General features: G+C 69.8%; 17 protein-coding genes. 9 read left to right on the top strand and 8 right to left on the bottom strand.

Features of this window, described 5'->3' with window-relative positions:
- Window positions 1-32 precede the first annotated feature (32 nt).
- Both ACP56T_RS09695 and ACP56T_RS09690 read right to left on the bottom strand, forming a co-directional pair.
- Entirely contained in the window at window positions 33-1,028 is a 996-nt protein-coding gene (locus ACP56T_RS09695; RefSeq protein WP_430911929.1) for a DUF2865 domain-containing protein, read from the bottom strand.
- Window positions 1,029-1,272: 244 nt separating this feature from the next.
- On the bottom strand, window positions 1,273-1,434 hold the full coding sequence (locus tag ACP56T_RS09690; RefSeq protein ID WP_430911928.1) for a hypothetical protein: 162 nt from the start codon (window positions 1,432-1,434) through the stop codon (window positions 1,273-1,275).
- A 350-nt stretch (window positions 1,435-1,784) separates the two neighbouring features.
- On the opposite strand from ACP56T_RS09690, the gene ACP56T_RS09685 reads away from it, so the two are divergent.
- Window positions 1,785-1,961, top strand: a complete 177-nt coding sequence (locus tag ACP56T_RS09685) for a DUF1328 domain-containing protein (RefSeq protein WP_430911927.1) — start codon at window positions 1,785-1,787, stop codon at window positions 1,959-1,961.
- A gap of 184 nt (window positions 1,962-2,145) precedes the next feature.
- On the opposite strand, the gene ACP56T_RS09680 is transcribed toward ACP56T_RS09685, so the two are convergent.
- A complete protein-coding gene (locus ACP56T_RS09680; protein ID WP_430911969.1) occupies window positions 2,146-2,328 on the bottom strand; it encodes a NepR family anti-sigma factor in 183 nt (60 codons plus the stop codon).
- Window positions 2,329-2,566: 238 nt separating this feature from the next.
- On the opposite strand from ACP56T_RS09680, the gene ACP56T_RS09675 reads away from it, so the two are divergent.
- Both ACP56T_RS09675 and ACP56T_RS09670 read left to right on the top strand, forming a co-directional pair.
- Window positions 2,567-3,370: a response regulator gene (locus ACP56T_RS09675; protein ID WP_430911926.1), complete on the top strand. Its 804-nt coding sequence runs from the start codon at window positions 2,567-2,569 to the stop codon at window positions 3,368-3,370.
- 444 nt (window positions 3,371-3,814) lie between these two features.
- Entirely contained in the window at window positions 3,815-4,180 is a 366-nt protein-coding gene (locus tag ACP56T_RS09670; RefSeq protein WP_430911925.1) for a hypothetical protein, read from the top strand.
- 173 nt (window positions 4,181-4,353) lie between these two features.
- On the opposite strand, the gene ACP56T_RS09665 is transcribed toward ACP56T_RS09670, so the two are convergent.
- Window positions 4,354-4,548, bottom strand: a complete 195-nt coding sequence (locus tag ACP56T_RS09665) for a con-10 family general stress protein (RefSeq protein WP_147027425.1) — start codon at window positions 4,546-4,548, stop codon at window positions 4,354-4,356.
- Window positions 4,549-4,855: 307 nt separating this feature from the next.
- Between ACP56T_RS09665 and ACP56T_RS09660 the strand changes: the two genes are divergently transcribed.
- A complete protein-coding gene (locus ACP56T_RS09660; protein WP_430911924.1) occupies window positions 4,856-5,299 on the top strand; it encodes a cyclic nucleotide-binding domain-containing protein in 444 nt (147 codons plus the stop codon).
- A gap of 4 nt (window positions 5,300-5,303) precedes the next feature.
- On the opposite strand, the gene ACP56T_RS09655 is transcribed toward ACP56T_RS09660, so the two are convergent.
- Window positions 5,304-5,747 (bottom strand): VOC family protein, encoded by a 444-nt coding sequence (locus ACP56T_RS09655; protein ID WP_430911923.1) that lies wholly within the window; start codon window positions 5,745-5,747, stop codon window positions 5,304-5,306.
- 177 nt (window positions 5,748-5,924) lie between these two features.
- Between ACP56T_RS09655 and ACP56T_RS09650 the strand changes: the two genes are divergently transcribed.
- The 4 genes from ACP56T_RS09650 (at window position 5,925) to ACP56T_RS09635 (ending at window position 12,046) form a co-directional block, all read left to right on the top strand.
- The gene (locus ACP56T_RS09650; RefSeq protein ID WP_430911968.1) at window positions 5,925-6,596 is read left to right on the top strand and encodes a L,D-transpeptidase; all 672 of its coding nucleotides are present in this window, start codon (window positions 5,925-5,927) and stop codon (window positions 6,594-6,596) included.
- 3 nt (window positions 6,597-6,599) lie between these two features.
- Window positions 6,600-8,558 carry an HAD-IIIC family phosphatase gene (locus ACP56T_RS09645; protein WP_430911922.1) on the top strand — a complete coding sequence of 653 codons (1,959 nt, stop codon included), beginning with the start codon at window positions 6,600-6,602 and terminating at the stop codon, window positions 8,556-8,558.
- Window positions 8,559-8,842: 284 nt separating this feature from the next.
- Window positions 8,843-11,548, top strand: a complete 2,706-nt coding sequence (gene ppdK, locus ACP56T_RS09640; RefSeq protein WP_430911921.1) for a pyruvate, phosphate dikinase — start codon at window positions 8,843-8,845, stop codon at window positions 11,546-11,548.
- 243 nt (window positions 11,549-11,791) lie between these two features.
- The gene (locus ACP56T_RS09635) at window positions 11,792-12,046 is read left to right on the top strand and encodes a hypothetical protein (protein ID WP_430911920.1); all 255 of its coding nucleotides are present in this window, start codon (window positions 11,792-11,794) and stop codon (window positions 12,044-12,046) included.
- A gap of 37 nt (window positions 12,047-12,083) precedes the next feature.
- Here ACP56T_RS09635 and ACP56T_RS09630 read toward each other — a convergent pair whose 3' ends face one another.
- The 3 genes from ACP56T_RS09630 to ACP56T_RS09620 form a co-directional block, all read right to left on the bottom strand.
- Window positions 12,084-13,553 carry a peptidoglycan L,D-endopeptidase MepK gene (locus tag ACP56T_RS09630; RefSeq protein WP_430911967.1) on the bottom strand — a complete coding sequence of 490 codons (1,470 nt, stop codon included), beginning with the start codon at window positions 13,551-13,553 and terminating at the stop codon, window positions 12,084-12,086.
- A gap of 252 nt (window positions 13,554-13,805) precedes the next feature.
- Complete coding sequence (locus ACP56T_RS09625) at window positions 13,806-15,902, bottom strand: L,D-transpeptidase family protein (RefSeq protein ID WP_430911919.1); 2,097 nt, start codon at window positions 15,900-15,902, stop codon at window positions 13,806-13,808.
- Window positions 15,903-16,018: 116 nt separating this feature from the next.
- Window positions 16,019-17,503 carry a sigma-54-dependent transcriptional regulator gene (locus tag ACP56T_RS09620; RefSeq protein ID WP_430911918.1) on the bottom strand — a complete coding sequence of 495 codons (1,485 nt, stop codon included), beginning with the start codon at window positions 17,501-17,503 and terminating at the stop codon, window positions 16,019-16,021.
- Window positions 17,504-17,753: 250 nt separating this feature from the next.
- On the opposite strand from ACP56T_RS09620, the gene ACP56T_RS09615 reads away from it, so the two are divergent.
- Window positions 17,754-19,628 carry a M3 family oligoendopeptidase gene (locus tag ACP56T_RS09615; RefSeq protein WP_430911917.1) on the top strand — a complete coding sequence of 625 codons (1,875 nt, stop codon included), beginning with the start codon at window positions 17,754-17,756 and terminating at the stop codon, window positions 19,626-19,628.
- Window positions 19,629-19,689 lie beyond the last annotated feature (61 nt).

Raw genomic sequence — 19,689 nt, 5'->3', positions numbered from 1 at the left:
ATCGGGAGGCCCGGCACAACGCAAGCGCTGGTTCAGCGGCTGAAGGGCGAGGGCGTCACCACCCGCACGGAGGCGAACACCGCCGGCCTGCCCGCCCTGGGGGCATGCTCGAACCCCGTGCCGGCGGAGGCGACCTGGATGACGCGCTCGCGATCCGCCAGGCGCATGGCGCGGCGGAAGGCGCGCGCCTGCTCGTCGCGGCGCAGCGCTCCGACCCGCGCCTCGATCTGGCGGCTGCGGTTCCGCGAGAGCCCCCGCGCGCTGCGGAAATCCTGCACGGCGACGCCGTCCCGGCCGATGCGCGTCACCACGTCGGCGCTGTCGGCGGTTGCGACCACATCGCCCGTCCGCAGCGTCAGGTCGCGCGCGAGCGAGAGCGGCGCCGCGCCCACCACCGGCTGGCAGGAGCAGTTCTCCACCTTCCGCTCGCGGTAGACATTGGCCAGCGCCGAGGCGCGATACGGCATGCCGGTGAGGCCCACGGCCCGGTCGAGCTCGGTCTCGCCGGGGGCGAGGGTGAGGAGCCGCGTCTCGTTGCCGGGGCAGGCAGCGGCGCAGGCCGATTCGTGCACCGGGATATCCGCCTTCGAGGCGAGGTTGCCGAGGGGGAACAGGAAGCCGTCGCAAAGGCGCATGCAGACGGTGCGCGAGCCGGCCAGAACACCGGAAGAGGCGCCGCCGACCTGACGATGGCGCATCACGCCCTCGCCGCGCAGGGCGCCGAGGCGGCGCGCCCGCTGGAGCAGCGGCCGGTGGCCCAGGCGACGCGCATCGGGCAGGCTCGAATACCGTCGGGGTTTCGCCGCCTCGACCCGTTGCATGGGCTCCACCTGCGCCTGGGGCCGCTGGCCGCCGAAGAGCGCCTCGAAGAAGCCGGCGAGCCCCTGCCGCTCGGAGGCATGGACCAGGGACGTACCGATGGTGACGCTGCCGAGGCCGAGGATCAGCCCGGCGAGCGCCGTGCCGAGCATCTGCCGGCGCGTGCCGCCCGAGGCCGCGAACCGGCGCCACCGTCCCAAGAGCGTCATGCTGTCTCCGACGACCGTGTCCGACGACGGCGCGCGGGACGGACTGGCTCGTCCGGCCATGCCGCGCACCCGGACCGTGGCCGGACTTAAGCCGCGCCTCCGTCCAACGACAACAGCGGAAGACCACCGATGCCGAGGATATCCTTCTGAAAACACGAGCTTCGTAAGGCGCTTCGCGCGTGGAGCGTCGGAGCAACGCTGCCGCGGAGAGGCCCGCGCAAGTCTGTGCGGACGCCGGCAGGGGTCAGCGTCGGTTTCCGTCGCGGGAGCGGGACTTCACGCGCACCGGGACGAGCCGAGGCTGCGGGACCGGCATCACCACGTCGATCAAGCGCGTCGCCGCCTCCAGCACACCCTGGACGGCATCGGCAATTCGGCTGGTCATCGATCGCGCGGACACGGCCATCGGGGTCTCGCCTTTCGGGTTTCGCTTCATCCTCGTCCAGAATGGACCGACAGCGCAACGCACCTCGTGAGGCTTGCGTTCCGGCGCCTGCGTCCAAGATGGCGATGCGACGGGCGCTCGTGAAGGGGGCGTCTCCCGCGACGCGCCCGCGCAGCACCAAGGAGGGGGGCGGAACCTCGACAGAAAGCCGCGCGAGACGCCGCCTCCCTGCGGAAGACCTGATGCGCGAGAGGTGCTGCAAGAACTGCGCGAAGACTTTCGACCACGCGGAACCGGGACGAAGACTTGGCGTTATCGTGTCCAGGAGGCCGCGGCTGAGACCGCGCCAGTTGATCGGAAGGACCACGCAAATGCTCGGTTGGGCCGTAACGTTCCTCGTCGTCGCCCTCGTCGCCGCCCTGCTCGGCTTCGGCGGCATCGCCGGCACCGCGATGGAAGCCGCGAAGCTCGTCTTCTTCGTCGCGATCGTCCTGTTCGCCATCTCGGCCGTCATGGGCCTGATGCGCGGCCGCTCGCCGACGCTCTGACGACACCATGAAGAACGCCCGCCGCACGGAGCGGCGGGCGCGCAACCGGATCGGCCGCCCGATCGGGAACACGGTTTTCGCAAGCACGAAGGGCGAGAGCCGATCACGGCTCGATCGCATCCGTCGTAAATCGCAAGCTCTTCGCTCGAATTGATTTTTCAGGACCGTCCAAGGCGGATCACGTCTACGAGCGGTCCGCAGAGTCGAGCTTCTCGATGAGCTCCCGGAAACGGTCCGGCACCGGCTGCTGAACCAGCCCTTCGTACATCGCCCTGAGATGCGTGCCGATGCGCCGCTGGGTCTGCTCGGTCAGGCCGCGCCGTTCGTCACTCTCCGCCTGAGCCGCCTCTCGCACCGCCTGGGCCATGTCATCTCCGCCGCGCGCGGAAGCGCCCGAACCATCGGGCTTGTACTCGTCTCGCATTCAAGCAATCCCCTCGGCGCGGGCCGTATCGCGGTGCGGCCGCGATTGTTTTGCCGCTCGACATGGTCCATGGCTCCCCCTTGAACGCCGCCGGTCGCCAACGGTTCCGCATGGCCGGAACGGAGTCGCCGCACCGGCGTTAGGGCGGAAGCAACAAGAGCCTCAGGCATCAGGGGATCGAATGTCGACATCGCAACTCGTCGTCCAGCACCTGCCCTATCTGCGCCGCTATGCCCGCGCGCTCACAGGCAGCCAAGTCGCCGGCGACGCCTACGTGGCCGCGACGCTGGAGACGCTGGTCAACGAGCCCGACACGCTCGGCCGCAGCGCCAACGTCAAGGCCGACCTGTTCCGCGTCTTCACCCGCATCTGGAACTCGCTCTCGGTGAACGGGCAGAGTGATGCGGTGCAGCGCGACCTGCCGGCCGAGGTCCGGCTCGGCCAGATCACGCCGCTGCCGCGCCAGGCGTTCCTGCTGTCCTGCCTCGAGGGCTTCTCCGAGGAGGACGCGGCCATCATTCTCGACGTCGACGTCTCCGAGGTGCGCGACCTCGTGGACGAAGCCGGCCGCGAGCTCGCCGCCGACATGGCCACCGACATCCTCATCATCGAGGACGAGCCCCTGATCGCCATGGATCTGGAGGCCCTGGTCGAGGGCCTGGGGCACAACGTCATCGGCGTCGCGCGGACCCGTACCGAGGCGGTGAAGCTCGCCTCCGAGAGCCGCCGCCCCGGCCTCATCCTCGCCGATATCCAGCTCGCGGACGGCTCCTCCGGCCTCGACGCGGTGAACGACCTCCTCAAGACCTTCGAGGTGCCGGTGATCTTCATCACCGCCTATCCCGAGCGCTTCCTCACCGGCGAGCGGCCGGAACCGGCCTTCCTCATCGCGAAACCCTTCCAGCCGGCCAACGTGTCGGCGGTGATCAGCCAGGCGCTGTTCTTCCAGCAGACCGCCCGCCGCCGGGACGCGAAGACCGCCTGAGGCGGCCCGGCACCCCATCCCGATCCCGAGGGCCTCTCCCCGAGGCCCCCCCCGGAACGACGAAAAGGCCCCGGTTCGCGCCGGGGCCTTTTCGCTGTCGGGGGCCTTGCGAACGAAAAAACGGGCCGGACGCGAGGTCCAGCCCGTCGGGAAGGTTCCGGCCGATGCACAAGGGGAATGCGGGGAGGACCAGGTGGCCGGGTCCTTCGATAACGGTCGCCGGCGGGCGGGGTTCCTCCGGGCGCCGATCCGGCCGATCTTTTTCACCATGCGTGTTCATCACGCCACAGCGCACCCTGTGGACGGCGGTGTGCAAAAGCGCACGGACGGCTTGAGGGAGAGCCCGAATACTGTTTTGAACCAAAGCGGGACAGTTGTGGAACCAACGTCGCGACGACGCGTTCTTCGGAGGTCCTGTCAAGCTCTCCCATGGAGATCATCGCGATGTTTCGGTCTCGCTTCCTTCTGAGCGTGAGTGGGCCCGCCGCGATCGTGGCCCTCCTGGTGCAGCCGATGGTGCGCCAGACGGCCGATGCCTGGGCCGGCTCGCCGGCCGTCGCGACGATGATCCCGGCTCCCGCTCCGCTCCCCGGCATGCGTCCGGTCAGCCTCGCGATCAGCCCCATCCATGTCGCGCATGCCACCCGCATCGGTGAACGCCGGGCTCCCGAGACGGCGCAGCAGACGGACGAGAAGGCGCAACTCTCGATCAAGCCTCGCCGCAGCGTCCGCGAGGGCTGCGAGACCGCCGTCAGCAGTCTCGCCGGCCCCGAAGCGCGCCGGATGGTGCCAGGCCGCTGCATCGCCTGACCGACGAAGCACGGCAGGTTTTTTTTGAAAGCCGCACCCGCTCGGGCGCGGCTTTTTCCGTGTTCGCAGCCACAAGCTGTCTCGGGCCAACAAAAAATCCCCGCCTGAATGGACGGGGATCTTTCGGCGCCTGCATGGGCGCCCGGCCGATGCCGGACGCCGCAGAATGACGATTACTCGGCACCGCCGCGGCCCGTGCCCGTCGACTGACCGCCCTTGCGGCCGGCGGACGAGGCGAGCTCCCGGTCCTGGGAGAAGGAACGCTTCTCGGCCGGGACGCTGCGACCGCCCTTGCTGGCGATCTCGCGCTGGCGCTCGAGGTCCATGGACGCGAACCCACGCTTCGAAGTCGAATTTCCTGATGCCATCGACGCCTCCTCGGCTTTCTATTTCAGTGGGGACAACCTTCGCCGCCACGCAATGGTTCCTGTGTCTTTATAGCATCATGCAAGCGAAAATCGGAAGCGGGTGTGGATCGATATGCGCACCGGATGTGGGCCGCCGCACATCGAAGCCGCGCCATGGCGGAAAATCCCTGCCGCCCCGAGCGGATCCGGGAGCACCGAGACGAGCCGCGCGGGGCGGATACTGCGGACGGGGTGGACATGGCGCGCGCAACCCGCATGGATGCGCGGGCAGGCGGGCATCCGCCCGGACAGGACGCGGAGCCCCGTCATGACCCTCGACACCGAGGTCTCGTCCCTCAGGCAGGTGCCCCTCTTCCGCGAGGTCGAGCCGTCGCGGCTGAAACTCCTGGCCTTCACCAGCGAGCGGGTCCATTTCGAGCCCGGCCAGCGCCTCTTCGCGCAAGGGGACGAGGCGGATGCCGCCTATCTCATCCTCGAAGGGGGCGCCGCCGTCTCCATCGAAGGCCCGCAGGGGCCGTTCCGGCTGGCGCTGCTCGGCACCAACGCCCTCGTCGGCGAGATGGGCATCCTCGCCGACCAGCCGCGCTCCGCCACGGTGACGGCGGAGGGCGCGACGGTGGCTTTGCGGATCGACCGCGACGTCTTCCTCGAACTGCTGGCCCAGTTCCCGAAGCTCGGCATCGCCGTCATGCGCGAGCTGGCGCTGCGCCTCGAACAGTCGAACCAGGCCCTCGCCCGCAGCCGGGCCTGAGCGCTCACTCCGAGGCGTAGGTGATGAATTCGAGCAGCGATCCGTCGGGATCGCGGAAATAGACGCTGGTGCCCTTGCCGGCGGCGCCGTTGCGCGTCACCGGCCCGAGTTCCACCGGCACCCCATGCGCGGCGAGATGCGCCATCGCCTCCTCGACGGTGCCGGACCAGCGGAAGCAGAGGTCGCTGCCGCCGGGCATCACCGGAAGGCCGGCACGCGGCTCGCCGATCTGTCCGGGGCCGTGCACGTTGAGCTGCACGCCGCCGAAGCGGAACACGAACCCCTTCTTGAACGGCACCACCTCGGCGCCGACCACGGCACCGTAGAAGGCCGCCGCCCGCTCCCAGTCGGAGACGTGGATGACGCAATGGTCGAGATGGATCGCCGGTCGCAGGACGGGAGCGCCCGGCGCGAGCTGATCGGTCGTCTCGGTGAGCGTATCGGCCATGATGCCCTCGGCGGTCCTGGGTCTGGCCGATGGAAACTAGGGCTTTTCCGTGGAGAAGGCAGCGGGCCGAAGCATCGTGGCTGCGGCCCAAAGGTGACACCCTCCCTCCGGCGCAGCGGTTACACAGGAGACATGCGAGAGACACATTCCGAGAGCGCGCCGATGCAGGATCCCCGCATGCCGACCTTCCGGGCCAATGCCGCGACGGGACTGCGCCGGATCGCGCTGGCGGCCATGCTGATCGCGCCGCTCGCGGCCTGCCAGCAGCGCGGCCCGGTCAACGTCGCGGCGGCGGACGACGAATCGGCCTGGTACATCGGCACCATGCCGGACAAGCCCCACGACGTGCCCCTGGTCGACACCTCCCGGCTCGACCCGAAATACCGCCGCCAGGTGGTGAGCTACACCGGCCCCGAGAAGCCCGGCACCATCGTCGTCGACATCGACAAGCGCCAGCTCGCCCTCGTCCAGAACGACGGCACGGCCCGCCAATACGGCGTCGGCGTGGGCAAGCTCGGCTTCTCCTGGAAGGGCGAGGCGCGGGTCGGCCGCAAGGGCGTCTGGCCGGACTGGAGCCCGACCACCACCATGGTCTCGCTGCATCCCGACCTGCCGCGCACCCGCAAGGGCGGCGTCGACAATCCGCTCGGGGCCCGCGCGCTGTATCTCTACCAGGGCAACCGCGACATCCTCTTCCGCATCCACGGCACCAACGAGCCCTGGAGCATCGGCGAGCAGATGTCGTCGGGCTGCGTGCGCATGCTCAACGAGGACATCGTCGACCTCTACGAGCGCGTGCCGGTGGGCGCCACGGTGCTGATCAAGCGCAACGGCAAGTACCGGGTGTGAGCGATGCCGAGCGGTTTCCTGCGTCGATACATCGGCAAGCTCATCGGGAAAGCCGCCACCGGACAGCCCGCCGGACCGGAACCCGCCGGACCGGCAGACGCGATTGAGCCGGGACCGGAACCGGTCCAGCCCGCCCCGGCTCCTCCCGCGCCGCGCGACCGGCGCCCGGCCCCCGAACGCTTCCGATGCCCGACGGAGTTGCAGGCGGCGGGGCTCGATCGCGGCCGCATCGCCACGATCGGCCCCTGCTTCGCGATCAACTGGGCCCACGCGCCCTACCTGGACGAAGCGGGCCTGAACGCCGAGATCGACTTCGTCCTGTTCGGGAACCTCGCCCCGCTGCCGGAAGAGCCGCCCGCGGCGGCGGCGGACTACAAATTCCAGGTCGTTCAGCTCCAGTTGCGGCATGCCATCCGCGATCTGGAGTATTTTTTTCTCGAATACGACGATGTCGCGGAATACGAGCGGATTTTCGTTCAGGCTAAGGAGATCGTCGGCATCCAGCTCGACATCGTCCTGGCCTGGAACACCAAGTATAAGATGCTCACATTCGTGATGGGATTTCTGGTTCCGCAGCAGAATCCCTATGGGCGCCTCATGCCGCGCAACGACCTGCGGAACATGGTCTATTTCATCGAGCAACTCAACGCCTACATCGTCGAGCGCATCGCGTCGATCGAGAACGTTTATTATCTCGACATCGACCAGATCGCGTCGTCCATCGGCAAGCAATACGTTCAGGACGATTCGCTCCTTCAATTGAACCAGGGGTTCACGCTCCCCGACGAGGATCGCGAGGTCGATGGCGGGCGGCTCGAACCCGCCGGCTCGCCGAACGAATCCTTCTCGAACAGGACGGCCGAATTTTCCCGTGCGATCTGGTTCGAGCTCGCCGCATCCTATCGCTCGATCATGGGCCTCGACGCGATCAAGGCCGTCGTCATCGACCTCGACGATACGCTCTGGCGGGGCGTCCTCGCCGAATACGACAGGGTTCCCGACAACCACGGCGAAGGGTGGCCGACCGGCTTCATGGAAGCGCTCCTCTACGCGAAGAAGCGCGGCATCCTCCTGGCGATATCGAGCAAGAACGAAGCGTCCCGCATCGCGGAACTCTGGCCCGCGGCGACCGGGAACCACATCCGCCTGGAGGATTTTGCCTCCGTCAAGATCAACTGGAACCCCAAGATCGACAACATCCGGGAGATCATTCAGGAGTTCAATATCCTTCCCAAGAACGTGCTCTTCATCGACGACAACCCCGTCGAGCGCGCATCCGTCACCGAGGCGATCCCCGGCATTCGCGTGCTGGGAAGGGATCTGTACCATCTCCGGCGCACGCTGCTCTGGGCGCCGGAGATGCAGTCGGCCCATATCAGCCGGGAATCAACGAACCGCACGAGCATGATCCGGGCCCAGATCAAGCGCGAGGAGGAGCGTTCGACATTCTCGCGCGAGGATTTTCTAGCCAATCTCGGCCTTCGCGTGAGGCTGACCTCCATCGCGCGGAGCGACGACGGCCTCTTCAAGCGCGCCTTCGAACTGCTGAACAAGACCAACCAGTTCAACACCACCGGGAAGCGCTGGTCGCTCGAGGAGATGACCCGCTACCTCGATGCGGGCGGCCGCATGGAGGCCTTCAGCGTCCGCGACAAATACACAGATTACGGTTTGGTCGGGACCCTGCTGATCCGCGACGACGCGATCACGCAGATGGCGATGAGCTGCCGCGTCGTCGGCCTCGATGTCGAGATCGCGGTTCTCCATCAACTGGCCAATCTCGCTTTGGCCGATGGGCGGCCCGTGCTCACGGCCGATTTCGTCGACACGCCGGCCAACCTGCCCTGCCGGACGATGTACCCCCGCGCGGGCTTCGAGAGCGCCGAGCGGGGAGGCTACGAGAAAGCCCTCGCCGCCGCCTCGGCGATCCCCTCGCACATCGCCATGACGGCGGACCGGTAGGACGCCTCGGCGGAAAGGCCGAAGACCCGCTTTCCGCCGGGGGCGCTCCGTCCGCCTCCCGTTACGCCGATCGTCATGAGCCGGCTCATGGCGCGACACCGCTTGGCCTCGGCGTGGTCCGCGCCCTATCCTGAGCGGCGGCCGCCCGCGCGTGACAGCAGGTTCGAACCGTCAATGCCCGTCTCCGACGGGTCGGCGGCGTTCATCTTGCGTTGCGACAGGGGATGGTCCAACCCGCCGCGAGGCGGCTAGGCTGCCGATCATTTGCGGAACGGACGAGCGACATGGCGACCGACAGCGCGACGAAGTGGGTCTATTCCTTCGGCGACGGAAAGGCCGAGGGCCGTTCGTCCATGCGCGACCTGCTCGGCGGCAAGGGCGCGAACCTCGCCGAGATGTGCAATCTCGGCCTGCCGGTGCCGCCCGGCTTCACCATCACCACCGAGGTCTGCACGGCCTATTACGAGAACGGCAAGTCCTACCCGCCGGGTCTGCGCGAGCAGGTGGCCGAGGCGCTGACGGCGGTCGGCGCGCTCACCGGCAAGGCGTTCGGCGACGCGGGGAACCCGCTCCTCGTCTCGGTGCGCTCGGGCGCCCGCGCCTCGATGCCCGGCATGATGGACACGGTGCTGAATCTCGGCCTCAACGACGAGACCGTCGAGGCGCTCGCCGCCAGCTCGGGCGACCCGCGCTTCGCCTACGATTCCTATCGCCGCTTCATCACCATGTACTCGAACGTGGTGCTCGGCGTGGAGCACCACGCCTTCGAGGAGGCTCTGGAGCACTACAAGGACCGCAAGGGCGTCAGCCTCGACACGGAGCTCGGCGCCGAGGACTGGAAGACCCTCGTCGGCACCTACAAGAAGATCGTCCGCGACGAGCACGGGTCCGACTTCCCGCAGAAGCCCGAGGACCAGCTCTGGGGCGCCATCGGCGCCGTGTTCGATTCCTGGATGATCCCGCGCGCCAAGAAGTACCGCGAGCTGAACGCCATCCCCGAGAGCTGGGGCACGGCGGTCAACGTCCAGGCCATGGTGTTCGGCAACATGGGCGACACCTCGGCCACCGGCGTCGCCTTCACCCGCAACCCCTCCACCGGCGAGAGCGCGCTCTACGGCGAGTTCCTCATCAACGCGCAGGGCGAAGACGTGGTGGCGGGCATCCGCACCCCCCAGGACATCACCGAGAAGGCGCGCGTCGAGGCGAAGTCCGACAAGCCGTCCATGGAGACGGCGATGCCCGAGAGCTTCGCCGAGCTGACCCGGATCTACGGCATCCTCGAGAAGCACTACCGCGACATGCAGGACATGGAGTTCACCATCGAGAGCGGGAAGCTCTGGATGCTCCAGACCCGCTCCGGCAAGCGCACCGCCAAGGCCGCCCTCAGGATCGCGGTGGAACTGGCGGGCGAGGGGCTCATCACCCGCGAGGAGGCGGTCGGCCGCGTCGAGCCGGCGGCCCTCGACCAGCTCCTGCATCCGACCATCGATCCCAAGGCCGAGCGCAAGGTCATCGCCTCGGGGCTTCCGGCCTCGCCAGGCGCGGCCACGGGCGAGATCGTGTTCAACTCCGAGGCGGCGGAAGCGGCCAGGAAGGCCGGGCGCCCCTGTATCCTGGTGCGCATCGAGACGTCGCCTGAGGACATCCACGGCATGCATGCCTCCGAGGGCATCCTCACGACGCGCGGCGGCATGACCAGCCATGCGGCGGTGGTGGCGCGCGGCATGGGCAAGCCCTGCGTGTCGGGCGTCGGCTCGATCCGCATCGACTACAAGGCCGGGACGCTGTCGGTGGGCGCCGTCACCCTGAAGGCCGGCGACATGGTCACCATCGACGGCTCCACGGGCCAGGTGATGCAGGGCCGCGTCGAGATGGTGGCGCCGGAACTGTCGGGCGATTTCGCCACGCTGATGGAATGGGCCGACGGCGTGCGCACCATGAAGGTGCGCGCCAATGCCGACACCCCCACCGACGCCCGCGTCGCCCGCGAGTTCGGCGCCGAGGGCATCGGCCTGTGCCGCACCGAGCACATGTTCTTCGAGGGCGACCGCATCGTCGCGGTGCGCGAGATGATCCTCTCCGACGACGCGGAAGGGCGCCGCGCGGCGCTCGCCAAGATCCTGCCCTACCAGCGCCAGGACTTCCTGGCGCTGTTCACGATCATGTCGGGCCTGCCCGTCACCATCCGCCTGCTCGACCCGCCGCTGCACGAGTTCCTGCCCCACACGGATGCCGAGGTGACCGAGGTCGCCTCCAGCACCGGCGTGTCCGAGGACAAGCTGCGCCACCGCATGCGCGAGCTCTCCGAGTTCAACCCGATGCTGGGCTTCCGCGGCTGCCGCCTCGCCATCGCCTTCCCTGAGATCGCCGAGATGCAGGCGCGGGCCATCTTCGAGGCCGCCGTCGAGGCCGCCAAGAAGACCGGCTCCCCGGTGACGCCCGAGGTGATGGTGCCGCTGGTCTTCACCCAGGCCGAGTTCGACATCGTCAAGGCGCGCATCGATGCCATGGCGAAGGCAGTCTCCGATGAAACCGGCAGCAGCGTTGCCTATCAGGTAGGCACGATGATCGAATTGCCGCGCGCCGCCCTGAAGGCCGGCGAGATCGCGCGGACCGCCGAGTTCTTCTCCTTCGGCACCAACGACCTGACCCAGACGGCGCTGGGCATCTCCCGCGACGATGCCGGCACCTTCCTCGGCGCCTATACGCAGAAGGGCATCCTCGCCGCCGACCCCTTCGTGACCATCGACCAGGAGGGCGTCGGCGAGCTGGTGCGCATCGGCATCGAGCGCGGCCGGGCGGTGCGGCCGAATCTCAAGCTCGGCATCTGCGGCGAGCATGGCGGCGATCCGGCCTCGGTGCATTTCTGCCAGGAGGTCGGCCTCGACTACGTGTCCTGCTCGCCCTACCGCGTGCCGATCGCCCGTCTCGCCGCCGCCCAGGCCGCCCTCGCCGGAACCTCCGGCGGCGCGCACCAGTCGGAGGGCTGAGCCTCCCGCGTGTCGTCCGAGCCGCCGGATCGGCTCGGACGGGGCGGGATGAAGACGGTTGGCGAGGAAGGGCGCGGCGCCTCGCACGCTCCCAGGTCGCTGCCCTTCCGTCACTGTGCATGAAAATTCGCAGCCGCCGTTGAACCGCTGTCGCATCGGCACGTTAGGTGCTAGCGGAACTCTGCTGCGCGAGCTTGGCAGGGCGGCCCGCCTGGGCGCTTGTCACTCGTGGGAACGCCGGCCATGAACGACTCCGCACCATCCCCCCTCTATCTCGGCGAAAGCCCCGTGGCGGTCCCGCTGCCGCGGGCCGTGGAACGCGCCTATCTCTGGGCGATCGGGGGCCTGGGCGGTCTCGCCACGGCCCTGCTGCTGATGCTCGCCGTCGCCTATCAGAGCAGCGCCGAGGCCGAGCGGATCGCGGCCTCCACGGGCGGCAGCTATCTCGGCACCCTCGTCTCGGCGCTCGCCGCCGGACACGGACGCAAGCCGCTCTAAGCGCTATTCCCGATCGAGGACGGTGTCGGAGGCACGCCTATCGCGCGCCGGGCACCGGCCGCGTGGCCGATCCGGTGAACCGCGAGGTGGCGAGCTGGTCTCCGGGCGCGCGGACCGCGAACCGGCTCGCAACGGGTCCGGCCGGAGCGGACACCACCGCGTTCGGGGCGGCATCCGCGTTGGCGCGGGCGAGGGCGAGCTTGACGGGCGTGGCGGGCTTAGCCGCATCCGCCACGGCGACCGCGTCGAACAGGGCGCGCAGTTGCGTCTTCGCATCGGCGTCGGGCGGAACCAGCGCGGCCTTGCGCACCGGGCGCGGGAGCGCAGCCTCCACCGCGAGATTGGCCATGCCCGCCGGTCCGCTGCCGAGGGCGGCGAGCTGGACCGGGCGGGCCGGCGGCAGCGGCATCGCCAAAGCGGCCGCCACGGCGGCGAATTCCGAGGGGCGGCGCGGGGGCAGGGGGGCGGCGACGGACGCGATCGCGTCCGCCTCGGGCGCGGCGGCGCGGGGGGGCGCCTCGGCGGTGAGGAGTGCCCTGGCGTCGGGCTTCACCGCCTCGGGCGCCGCATAGGCCAGCGCGCGCTGGGTGCCGACGATGTCCTCGGGATCGGCGCTCGCCACGGCGACGACCGGCTGCTTGGCCTTGATCCGCGCGGCGGCCGGCGCGGGAGTGGGAGCCGGGGGCGTGCTGCTGCTGCCGCCGAAGAGCCCGGCGAAGAAGCCCCGGATGCTCGGGCCCTCGTCCTCGTCCGAGGCTTGCGCGTATTGCGTGACGCCGAGCACCGTGCCGCCGCGCGACAGGATCTCGGCGCGCGCCTCCTCGTAACGGGCGAGCGGCCGGTTGTCGGTGGGCAGGTGGACGGTCTTGCCGTCCGGGAAGAGGCTGGCGAGCTGGTCGTGGGTCATGCGCGGCCAGGCGCGGACCGAGCCGACATCGAGATGCACGAAGGGCGAGCCCGCGCGCGGATACCAGCCGACGCCGCCGCGCTGCATGCGCATGCCCACCGCGCGGATCTGGTCGATTGAGACGTCGGGCAGGTAGAAGTCCATCGCCTTGCCGAGCATGTGCTGGCTGAACTCGGCCACCGCCTTCGAGCGGCGGCGGAGCATGGCGTTGGTTCCGGGCGAGCGGTAGGCGGAGACGACGTTGATCGGCTCCGACGAGCCGACCTGGCGGTAGGCCTCCCACACGGTGTCGAACAGGCGCGGGTCCATCTTGATGGGCTCGTCGGTGCGCCAGTCGCGCAGGAGCCAGTTGAGCTGTTCCAGCGCCGCCCGGTCGTAGCGCCCGTCGCGCTTGAACGTGACCGTCAGGCTTTCCTTGGAATGGGTGTGGTAGATCGAGAGCGTGCGGGTATCGCCGTTGGCGGCGGCGTCCTGCGTGCCCGTGGCCCCGCCGACGAGGCTCGCGGCGACCGCGAAGACGGCCGCGGCAAGACCGCGGATCCGGTGGGCGCGCGGGCGGGCGGGGAAAGAATCGGCCGTTTCCGGCCCGTCGCGCAGCACCGCAGTCACGATCGCCCCACCCCCGTCCGGAACCCGCGCGCAGGGCGCGGCCTCATGGTGAACGCAAGGTTGCCGAAAACCGTGAACGCGCGGTTATCGGGTCCGTGCCTGGACACCGGTCGATCCGGAACGGCTAAGCCGCGACCATGGCGGAATCGTGCCCGCAAGTGCGCCGCCGCACGCGGGAGCGAGGCATCCGTGCATCGATCCACCGATTCCGGCGCGATTGCCGGCGTTGAGCCGGCCCGTCGCCTACCACCAGCCGTGCGTGCGGCCGGTCGATTCGGGGCGGGGGGTCATCAGGCCGGGCTCGCCGAAGACGTCGGCGGCGGCGCGCACCGGCCGCTGCGCGATCCGGCGGGGGGCGGGCGCCTGCGCGACCACGGGACGGCGAGGCTTGCGCGCGGGCTGGGCCGCCTCCGGCCGGGCCGCGACCACGCGCGGGGGCTCGGCCGGCCCGCGCACCATCGCAGGCTCCCCGCCGGAGAGGCCCAGCGCCGCGCGCATGCGGGCGTCGTAGCCGTAGATGTCGGGCAGGGTGCGGTAGCCGCCGAGATCGTCCACGTAGGCGGTGAAATAGGCAAGATGCACCGGCAGCTTCTGGCCGAGCTGGATCGTGCGCTCGCCCTTGCCGATGAGCTTCCTCAGCCTCTCGCTGGTCCAGGCGTCGGGCAGCACGGAATCGGCGAAGCGGAACGGGTCGTCCACGCGCACGCAGCCATGGCTCAGCGCGCGCTCCGAATGGGAGAACAGCGAGCGGTTCGGCGTGTCGTGCAGGTAGACGGCGTGCTGGTTGGGGAACATGAACTTGATGAAGCCGAGCGCGTTGCGCTCCCCCGGCGGCTGGCGCAGCGAGATGGTGCTGCCGTGCCGCACGACCTCGAAGCCGCCCGTGCGCCCCTGGGCCAGCATGGTCTTCAGGATCGAGGGCGGCACGTACCAGGACGGATTGACCACCGCGTATTCCATCATCCCCGAGAACAGCGGGGTCGGGGAATCGGGCTTGCCGACGATGACGCGGGTCTCGTCCTTGAGGACGCCGCCCCGGAAGATCCGCAGGCGGAACTCCGGCACGTTCACGAGCACATAGTCGCTGCCGAGCTCGGACGGCAGCCAGCGCCAGCGCTCCATGTTGACGAGGAGCGCAGCCTCGCTGGCGGTGCCGCCCATCCCCGCCGCGCCGCCGCGCGGGTCGGAGCCGGAAAGCGCCATCACCGTCTGGGCGTTGAGGTTGCCGCTCGGATGGATGCCGCGACCGCGCTGGAAATCGGCGACCGCCGCCGCGACGGAAGCGTCGTAGAGATCGGGCTCGCCCGGCGCCGCGTCGAGGGTGCCGGGGCTGCGGGCCTCCAGGCCGAAATGGGCGCGCAGCAGCGGCACGCGCCTGTCGCGCATGCCGGTCCGCAGGATGGGCCCCGGCGGCAGGCTCAGGGTCGAGGACGATCCGGGGGCGGGCGCCGGCACGGGGCCGCGCAGGGCGGCGAGCCGACCTTTCAGCGCGAGATAGCCGGCGGTCCGGGGGTTGTAGCGCTGGAGCACCTCGCCGGCTCGGTCGCCGGCAGCGGCCACCTGCGCCAGCACGGCGTCCGGCGCCGGCAGGTCGAGAACCGGGGTGATCAGCTTCGACAGGCTCGACGGGACGATGCGGCCGCCGCGCGCGTCGCGGGCATAGAGCGCCACCGCCGCCGAGAGCCTCACCTCCGCCTGCGCCGTCTCCGCCTCGCTCGAAGGCTGGCCGGGGGCGCCGAGCACCGGGACCGGATAGGCGGCGGGGCTGAGCCCGTCCTCCCCGGCCGCCGACAGGCGCGCGATCACGGACTTCGCCGCCGGCGTGAAGCGGCCGTCGACGATCCAGACCGGCTTGAAGGCGCCGAGCGCGTAGAACGCCTGCACGGACTCGCGGTCCTTGGTGCCGAAGCGCGGTAGCAGCGGCTGCGGTCCCGACAGGCGCGCGGCGATCGCCGCCGCGAGGGGATCGGCGGGCACGGGCGTAACGGCGGGCGCCGTCTCGGCCGAGGCGGGCTTGTCCGGGTCCGGTTTGACGACGTCGGATTTTGCCGGATCAGCCTTGGCCGAGTCCGGCTTGGCGGGGTCGGATTTGGCCGGGTCGGGCGTTGCCGAGGCGGGGCCGCCCGTCACCGCGTCGGGCTCGGCGGGCTTGGGCGTCTGCGCGGGGGAGGGCGCGTCGGGGCGGCCGGGCGCGAGCGCGGCATCCGGCCCGATGGCGGCCTCCCGGACGACCGCGCCGGGGGCTCCTCCGGCCGCCTGGGCGCGAACGAGGGTCGCCGAGGCGACCGAGCCTGCCAGCAGGGCTGCCAATGCGGCGGTGAGGGAGCGCGCGGCACCCATGTCGGACATCTCCCGGAAGCGCGACCGTCGAGCGGCCGACCGGTTCCTATGACTATCGTCTCAAGCACGACCGTTAGCAATCACGGCGCCCGTGCGGCGCCGCACATCGCCGGCGCTCAGGCCGCCGCCTCGTCGTCGCCCTCGAGGCCGAGATCCTTGAGCTTGCGATAGAGGGTGGATCGGCCGATTCCGAGGCGGCGGGACACCTCCGACATCCGGCCGCGATAGAACTGGAGCGCGAAGCGGATCACCTCCGCCTCCACCGATTCCATGGTCTTCATCTCGCCCGTGTCCTCGACCACCAGCGACATGGCGTGCGGATCGCGCACCTCGACGCGGACGATCTCGCGCACCGGCTCGGGCATGTCGGCCGACAGCAGCGGGCGGCTGGGAGCCGGCGGGATGCGCACGTCGAACCCCTCGACCTGCGCCGCGATCTGCGGGAACTCCGCCACCGTCAGTTCGTCGCCGTCGGCGAGCACCACGGCGCGGAAGAGAGCGTTCTCGAGCTGGCGCACGTTGCCGGGCCAGCCGTAGCGGGTGATGAGGCCCATGGCCTCCTGGCTGAGCCCGCGCACGCGCTTGCCTTCCTCGGCGGCGAAGCGCGCGCAGAACGAGCGGGCGAGCTCGGGGATGTCCTCGCGGCGCGCGCGCAGGGGCGGCAGCGTCATCGGGAAGACGTTGAGGCGGTAATAGAGGTCCTCGCGGAACTTGCCCTGCTTCACGAGATCGAGCAGCGAGCGGTTCGTCGCGGAGACGAGGCGGATGTCGACGCGCACGCTGCGTTTGGCGCCCACCGGATCGACCTCGCCCTCCTGGAGCGCGCGCAGGAGCTTCACCTGGGCGTCGAGGGGCAATTCGCCGATCTCGTCGAGGAAGAGCGTGCCGCCCGAGGCCTCGACGAACTTGCCGACATGCCGCTCGGTGGCGCCCGTGAACGCCCCCTTCTCGTGGCCGAACAGGGTCGATTCCACCAGGTTGTCGGGGATCGCGCCGCAATTGACCGTGACGAAGGACTTGCCGCGCCGCTCGCCCGAGCCCTGGATGGCGCGGGCCAGCACCTCCTTGCCGACGCCGGACTCGCCCTCGATCAGGACGGGAATGTTCGATTTCGCCGCGCGCTCGGCGAGCCGGATCACGCGCTCCATGTCGGGGCTGCGGGAGGACAGGTCCTTGAAGGTCAGCGCTCCGGTGGCCCGGCGGCGCATGCGGCGGACCTCCTCCTCCAGTTGGTCGACGCGCAGCGCGTTCTTGATCGAGACCTGGAGCCGCTCGGCGCCTGCGGGCTTGACCACGAAATCCACGGCGCCCGCGCGCATGGCGTTGACCACCGCGTCGATGGAACCGTTCGAGGTCTGCACGATCACCGGGGTGTCGATGCCGGCCTTTCGCATCTCGGCCAGCACGCCGAGCCCGTCGAGCCCGCCGGGCATCACCAGATCGAGCAGCATCACGTCGATGTCGTCGCCGGCACGCAGGGCCGCGAGGCCGTCGGCGCCGTTCTCGGCCAGCTTCGGCTCGAACCCGAAGCGGCGCACCATCGCCTCGGTGAGGCGGCGCTGGACCGGATCGTCGTCGACGATAAGGACCGTTGTCGACATCAGGGGGGACCCTCGATCGTTCGCGCGGGAGGCGCGCCGGCAGGTGTTTCGATTCGAGCCGCAGGGTCGCCGATATGCGTAAAGTCCCGCTTAACGACGATCGCGAACCCGACTGGACAGGAACACGATCGCGTTCGCGCGACCGCGCCGCCGGTTGATCGCGAGCCCCGCGCGCTCGATATCAGTCGCCCGACGCGGCCGCCCGGTCAGGCGAGTCGCGATCGCAAGCTTTCAGGAACGCAAGCAGCCCATGCCGAGCCGAGCATCCGCGCCCGTCTTCCCGCCGCAGCCGGCCCGGAGCCCCGAGGGGGCCTCCACCGCGAGGGCCGCCGCGCGGGCCGTCGATCTCGGCGTGCTGCCGGAATGGGACCTGTCGGACCTCTATCCCGGCATGGAGGCCCCCGAGTTCCGCGACGATCTCGCGCGGGCCGAGGCGGAGTGCCGCCGCTTCTCGCAAGCCTATGCGGGCAGGATCGCCGGCATCGTCGCGGGCCCGGACGCGTCGGAGAGGCTCGCGGAGGCGGTGCGCGCCTACGAGGCCATCGAGGAGTTGCTCGGCAAGCTGATGTCCTATGCCGGGCTGGTCTATTCCGGCGACACCACCGACGAGCGCCGCGCCAAGTTCTACGGCGACACCCGCCAGCGCCTCACCGACGCCTCCGGCGATCTCCTGTTCTTCGCCCTGGAGCTCAACCGGGCGGACGACGCCGCCATGGACGCCGCGATGGCGGAGGGCCCGCTCCAGCACTACGCGCCCTGGATTGCGGATCTCCGGCGCGAAAAGCCGTTCCAGCTCGAGGACCGGATCGAGAAGCTCTTCCTCGAAAAGTCCGTGACCTCGAACGCGGCCTGGGACCGGCTCTTCAACGAGACCATCGCGGCGCTGCGCTTTCCCGTGCAGGGCGAGAGCCTGACGCTGGAGCCCACCCTCAACAAGCTCCAGGACGCCGACGGCGCCGTCCGCCACGAGGCGGCGGTGGCCCTCGGCGACGTGCTGCGGGCGAACCTGCGCATCTTCGCGCTCATCACCAACACGCTGGCCAAGGACAAGGAGATCGCCGACCGCTGGCGCGGCTTCAAGGACGTCGCCGACGCGCGCCACCTCGCCAACCGGGTCGAGCCCGAGGTGGTGGAGGCGCTGGTCGAGGCCGTGCGCGCCGCCTATCCGCGTCTCTCGCACCGCTACTACACGCTGAAGGCGAAGTGGTTCGGGCTCGACGCGCTGCCCTATTGGGACCGCAACGCGCCGCTGCCGAAGGTCGAGCAGCGCACGATCCCCTGGTCGGAGGCGCGCGACACGGTGCTCGACGCCTATGGCGCCTTCTCGCCGCGCATGGCCGGCATCGCGAAGGACTTCTTCGACCGCCGCTGGATCGACGCGCCGACCCGTCCGGGCAAGGCGCCGGGCGCCTTCGCGCATCCCACCGTGCCGTCCGTGCACCCCTATGTGCTGGTGAACTACCAAGGCAAGCCGCGCGACGTGATGACCCTCGCCCACGAGCTCGGCCACGGGGTCCATCAAGTGCTCGCCGGCCCCAACGGGGCGCTGATGGCGCCGACCCCGCTGACCCTTGCCGAGACGGCCTCCGTCTTCGGCGAGATGCTGACCTTCCGGCGGCTGCTGGCGGCCACCACCGACACGACCCAGCGCCGCGCCATGCTGGCGGCGAAGGTCGAGGACATGATCAACACGGTGGTGCGCCAGATCGCGTTCTATTCCTTCGAGCGGAAGGTCCACCTCGCCCGCGCCGAGGGGGAGCTGACCGCCGAGCAGATCAACGCGTTGTGGATGTCGGTGCAGGCGGAATCCCTCGGCCCCGCGATCACGCTCGATGCCGGATACGAGCCCTTCTGGGCCTATATCCCGCACTTCATCCACTCGCCCTTCTACGTCTACGCCTATGCCTTCGGCGACTGCCTGGTGAACTCCCTCTACGGTGTCTACGCCAAGGCGGAGGAGGGCTTCGTGGAGCGCTACTTCGCGCTGCTCTCGGCCGGCGGCTCCAAGCCCTACGGCGAGCTTCTCGAACCCTTCGGCCTCGACGCCACCGACCCGTCCTTCTGGCAGATCGGTCTGGGCATGATCGAGGGCATGATCGCGGAGCTGGAGGCGATGGAGGGGTAGCGGGCGGACGAGAACGTTGCATGGAAGCACGTTGATATTCGAAACGTTGCGGATTATTAGA

Origin of the sequence: Methylobacterium endophyticum (assembly GCF_050591105.1) — a bacterium.
Taxonomy (GTDB): Bacteria; Pseudomonadota; Alphaproteobacteria; order Rhizobiales; family Beijerinckiaceae; genus Methylobacterium.
This window is presented reverse-complemented; position numbering and strand designations above follow the sequence as displayed.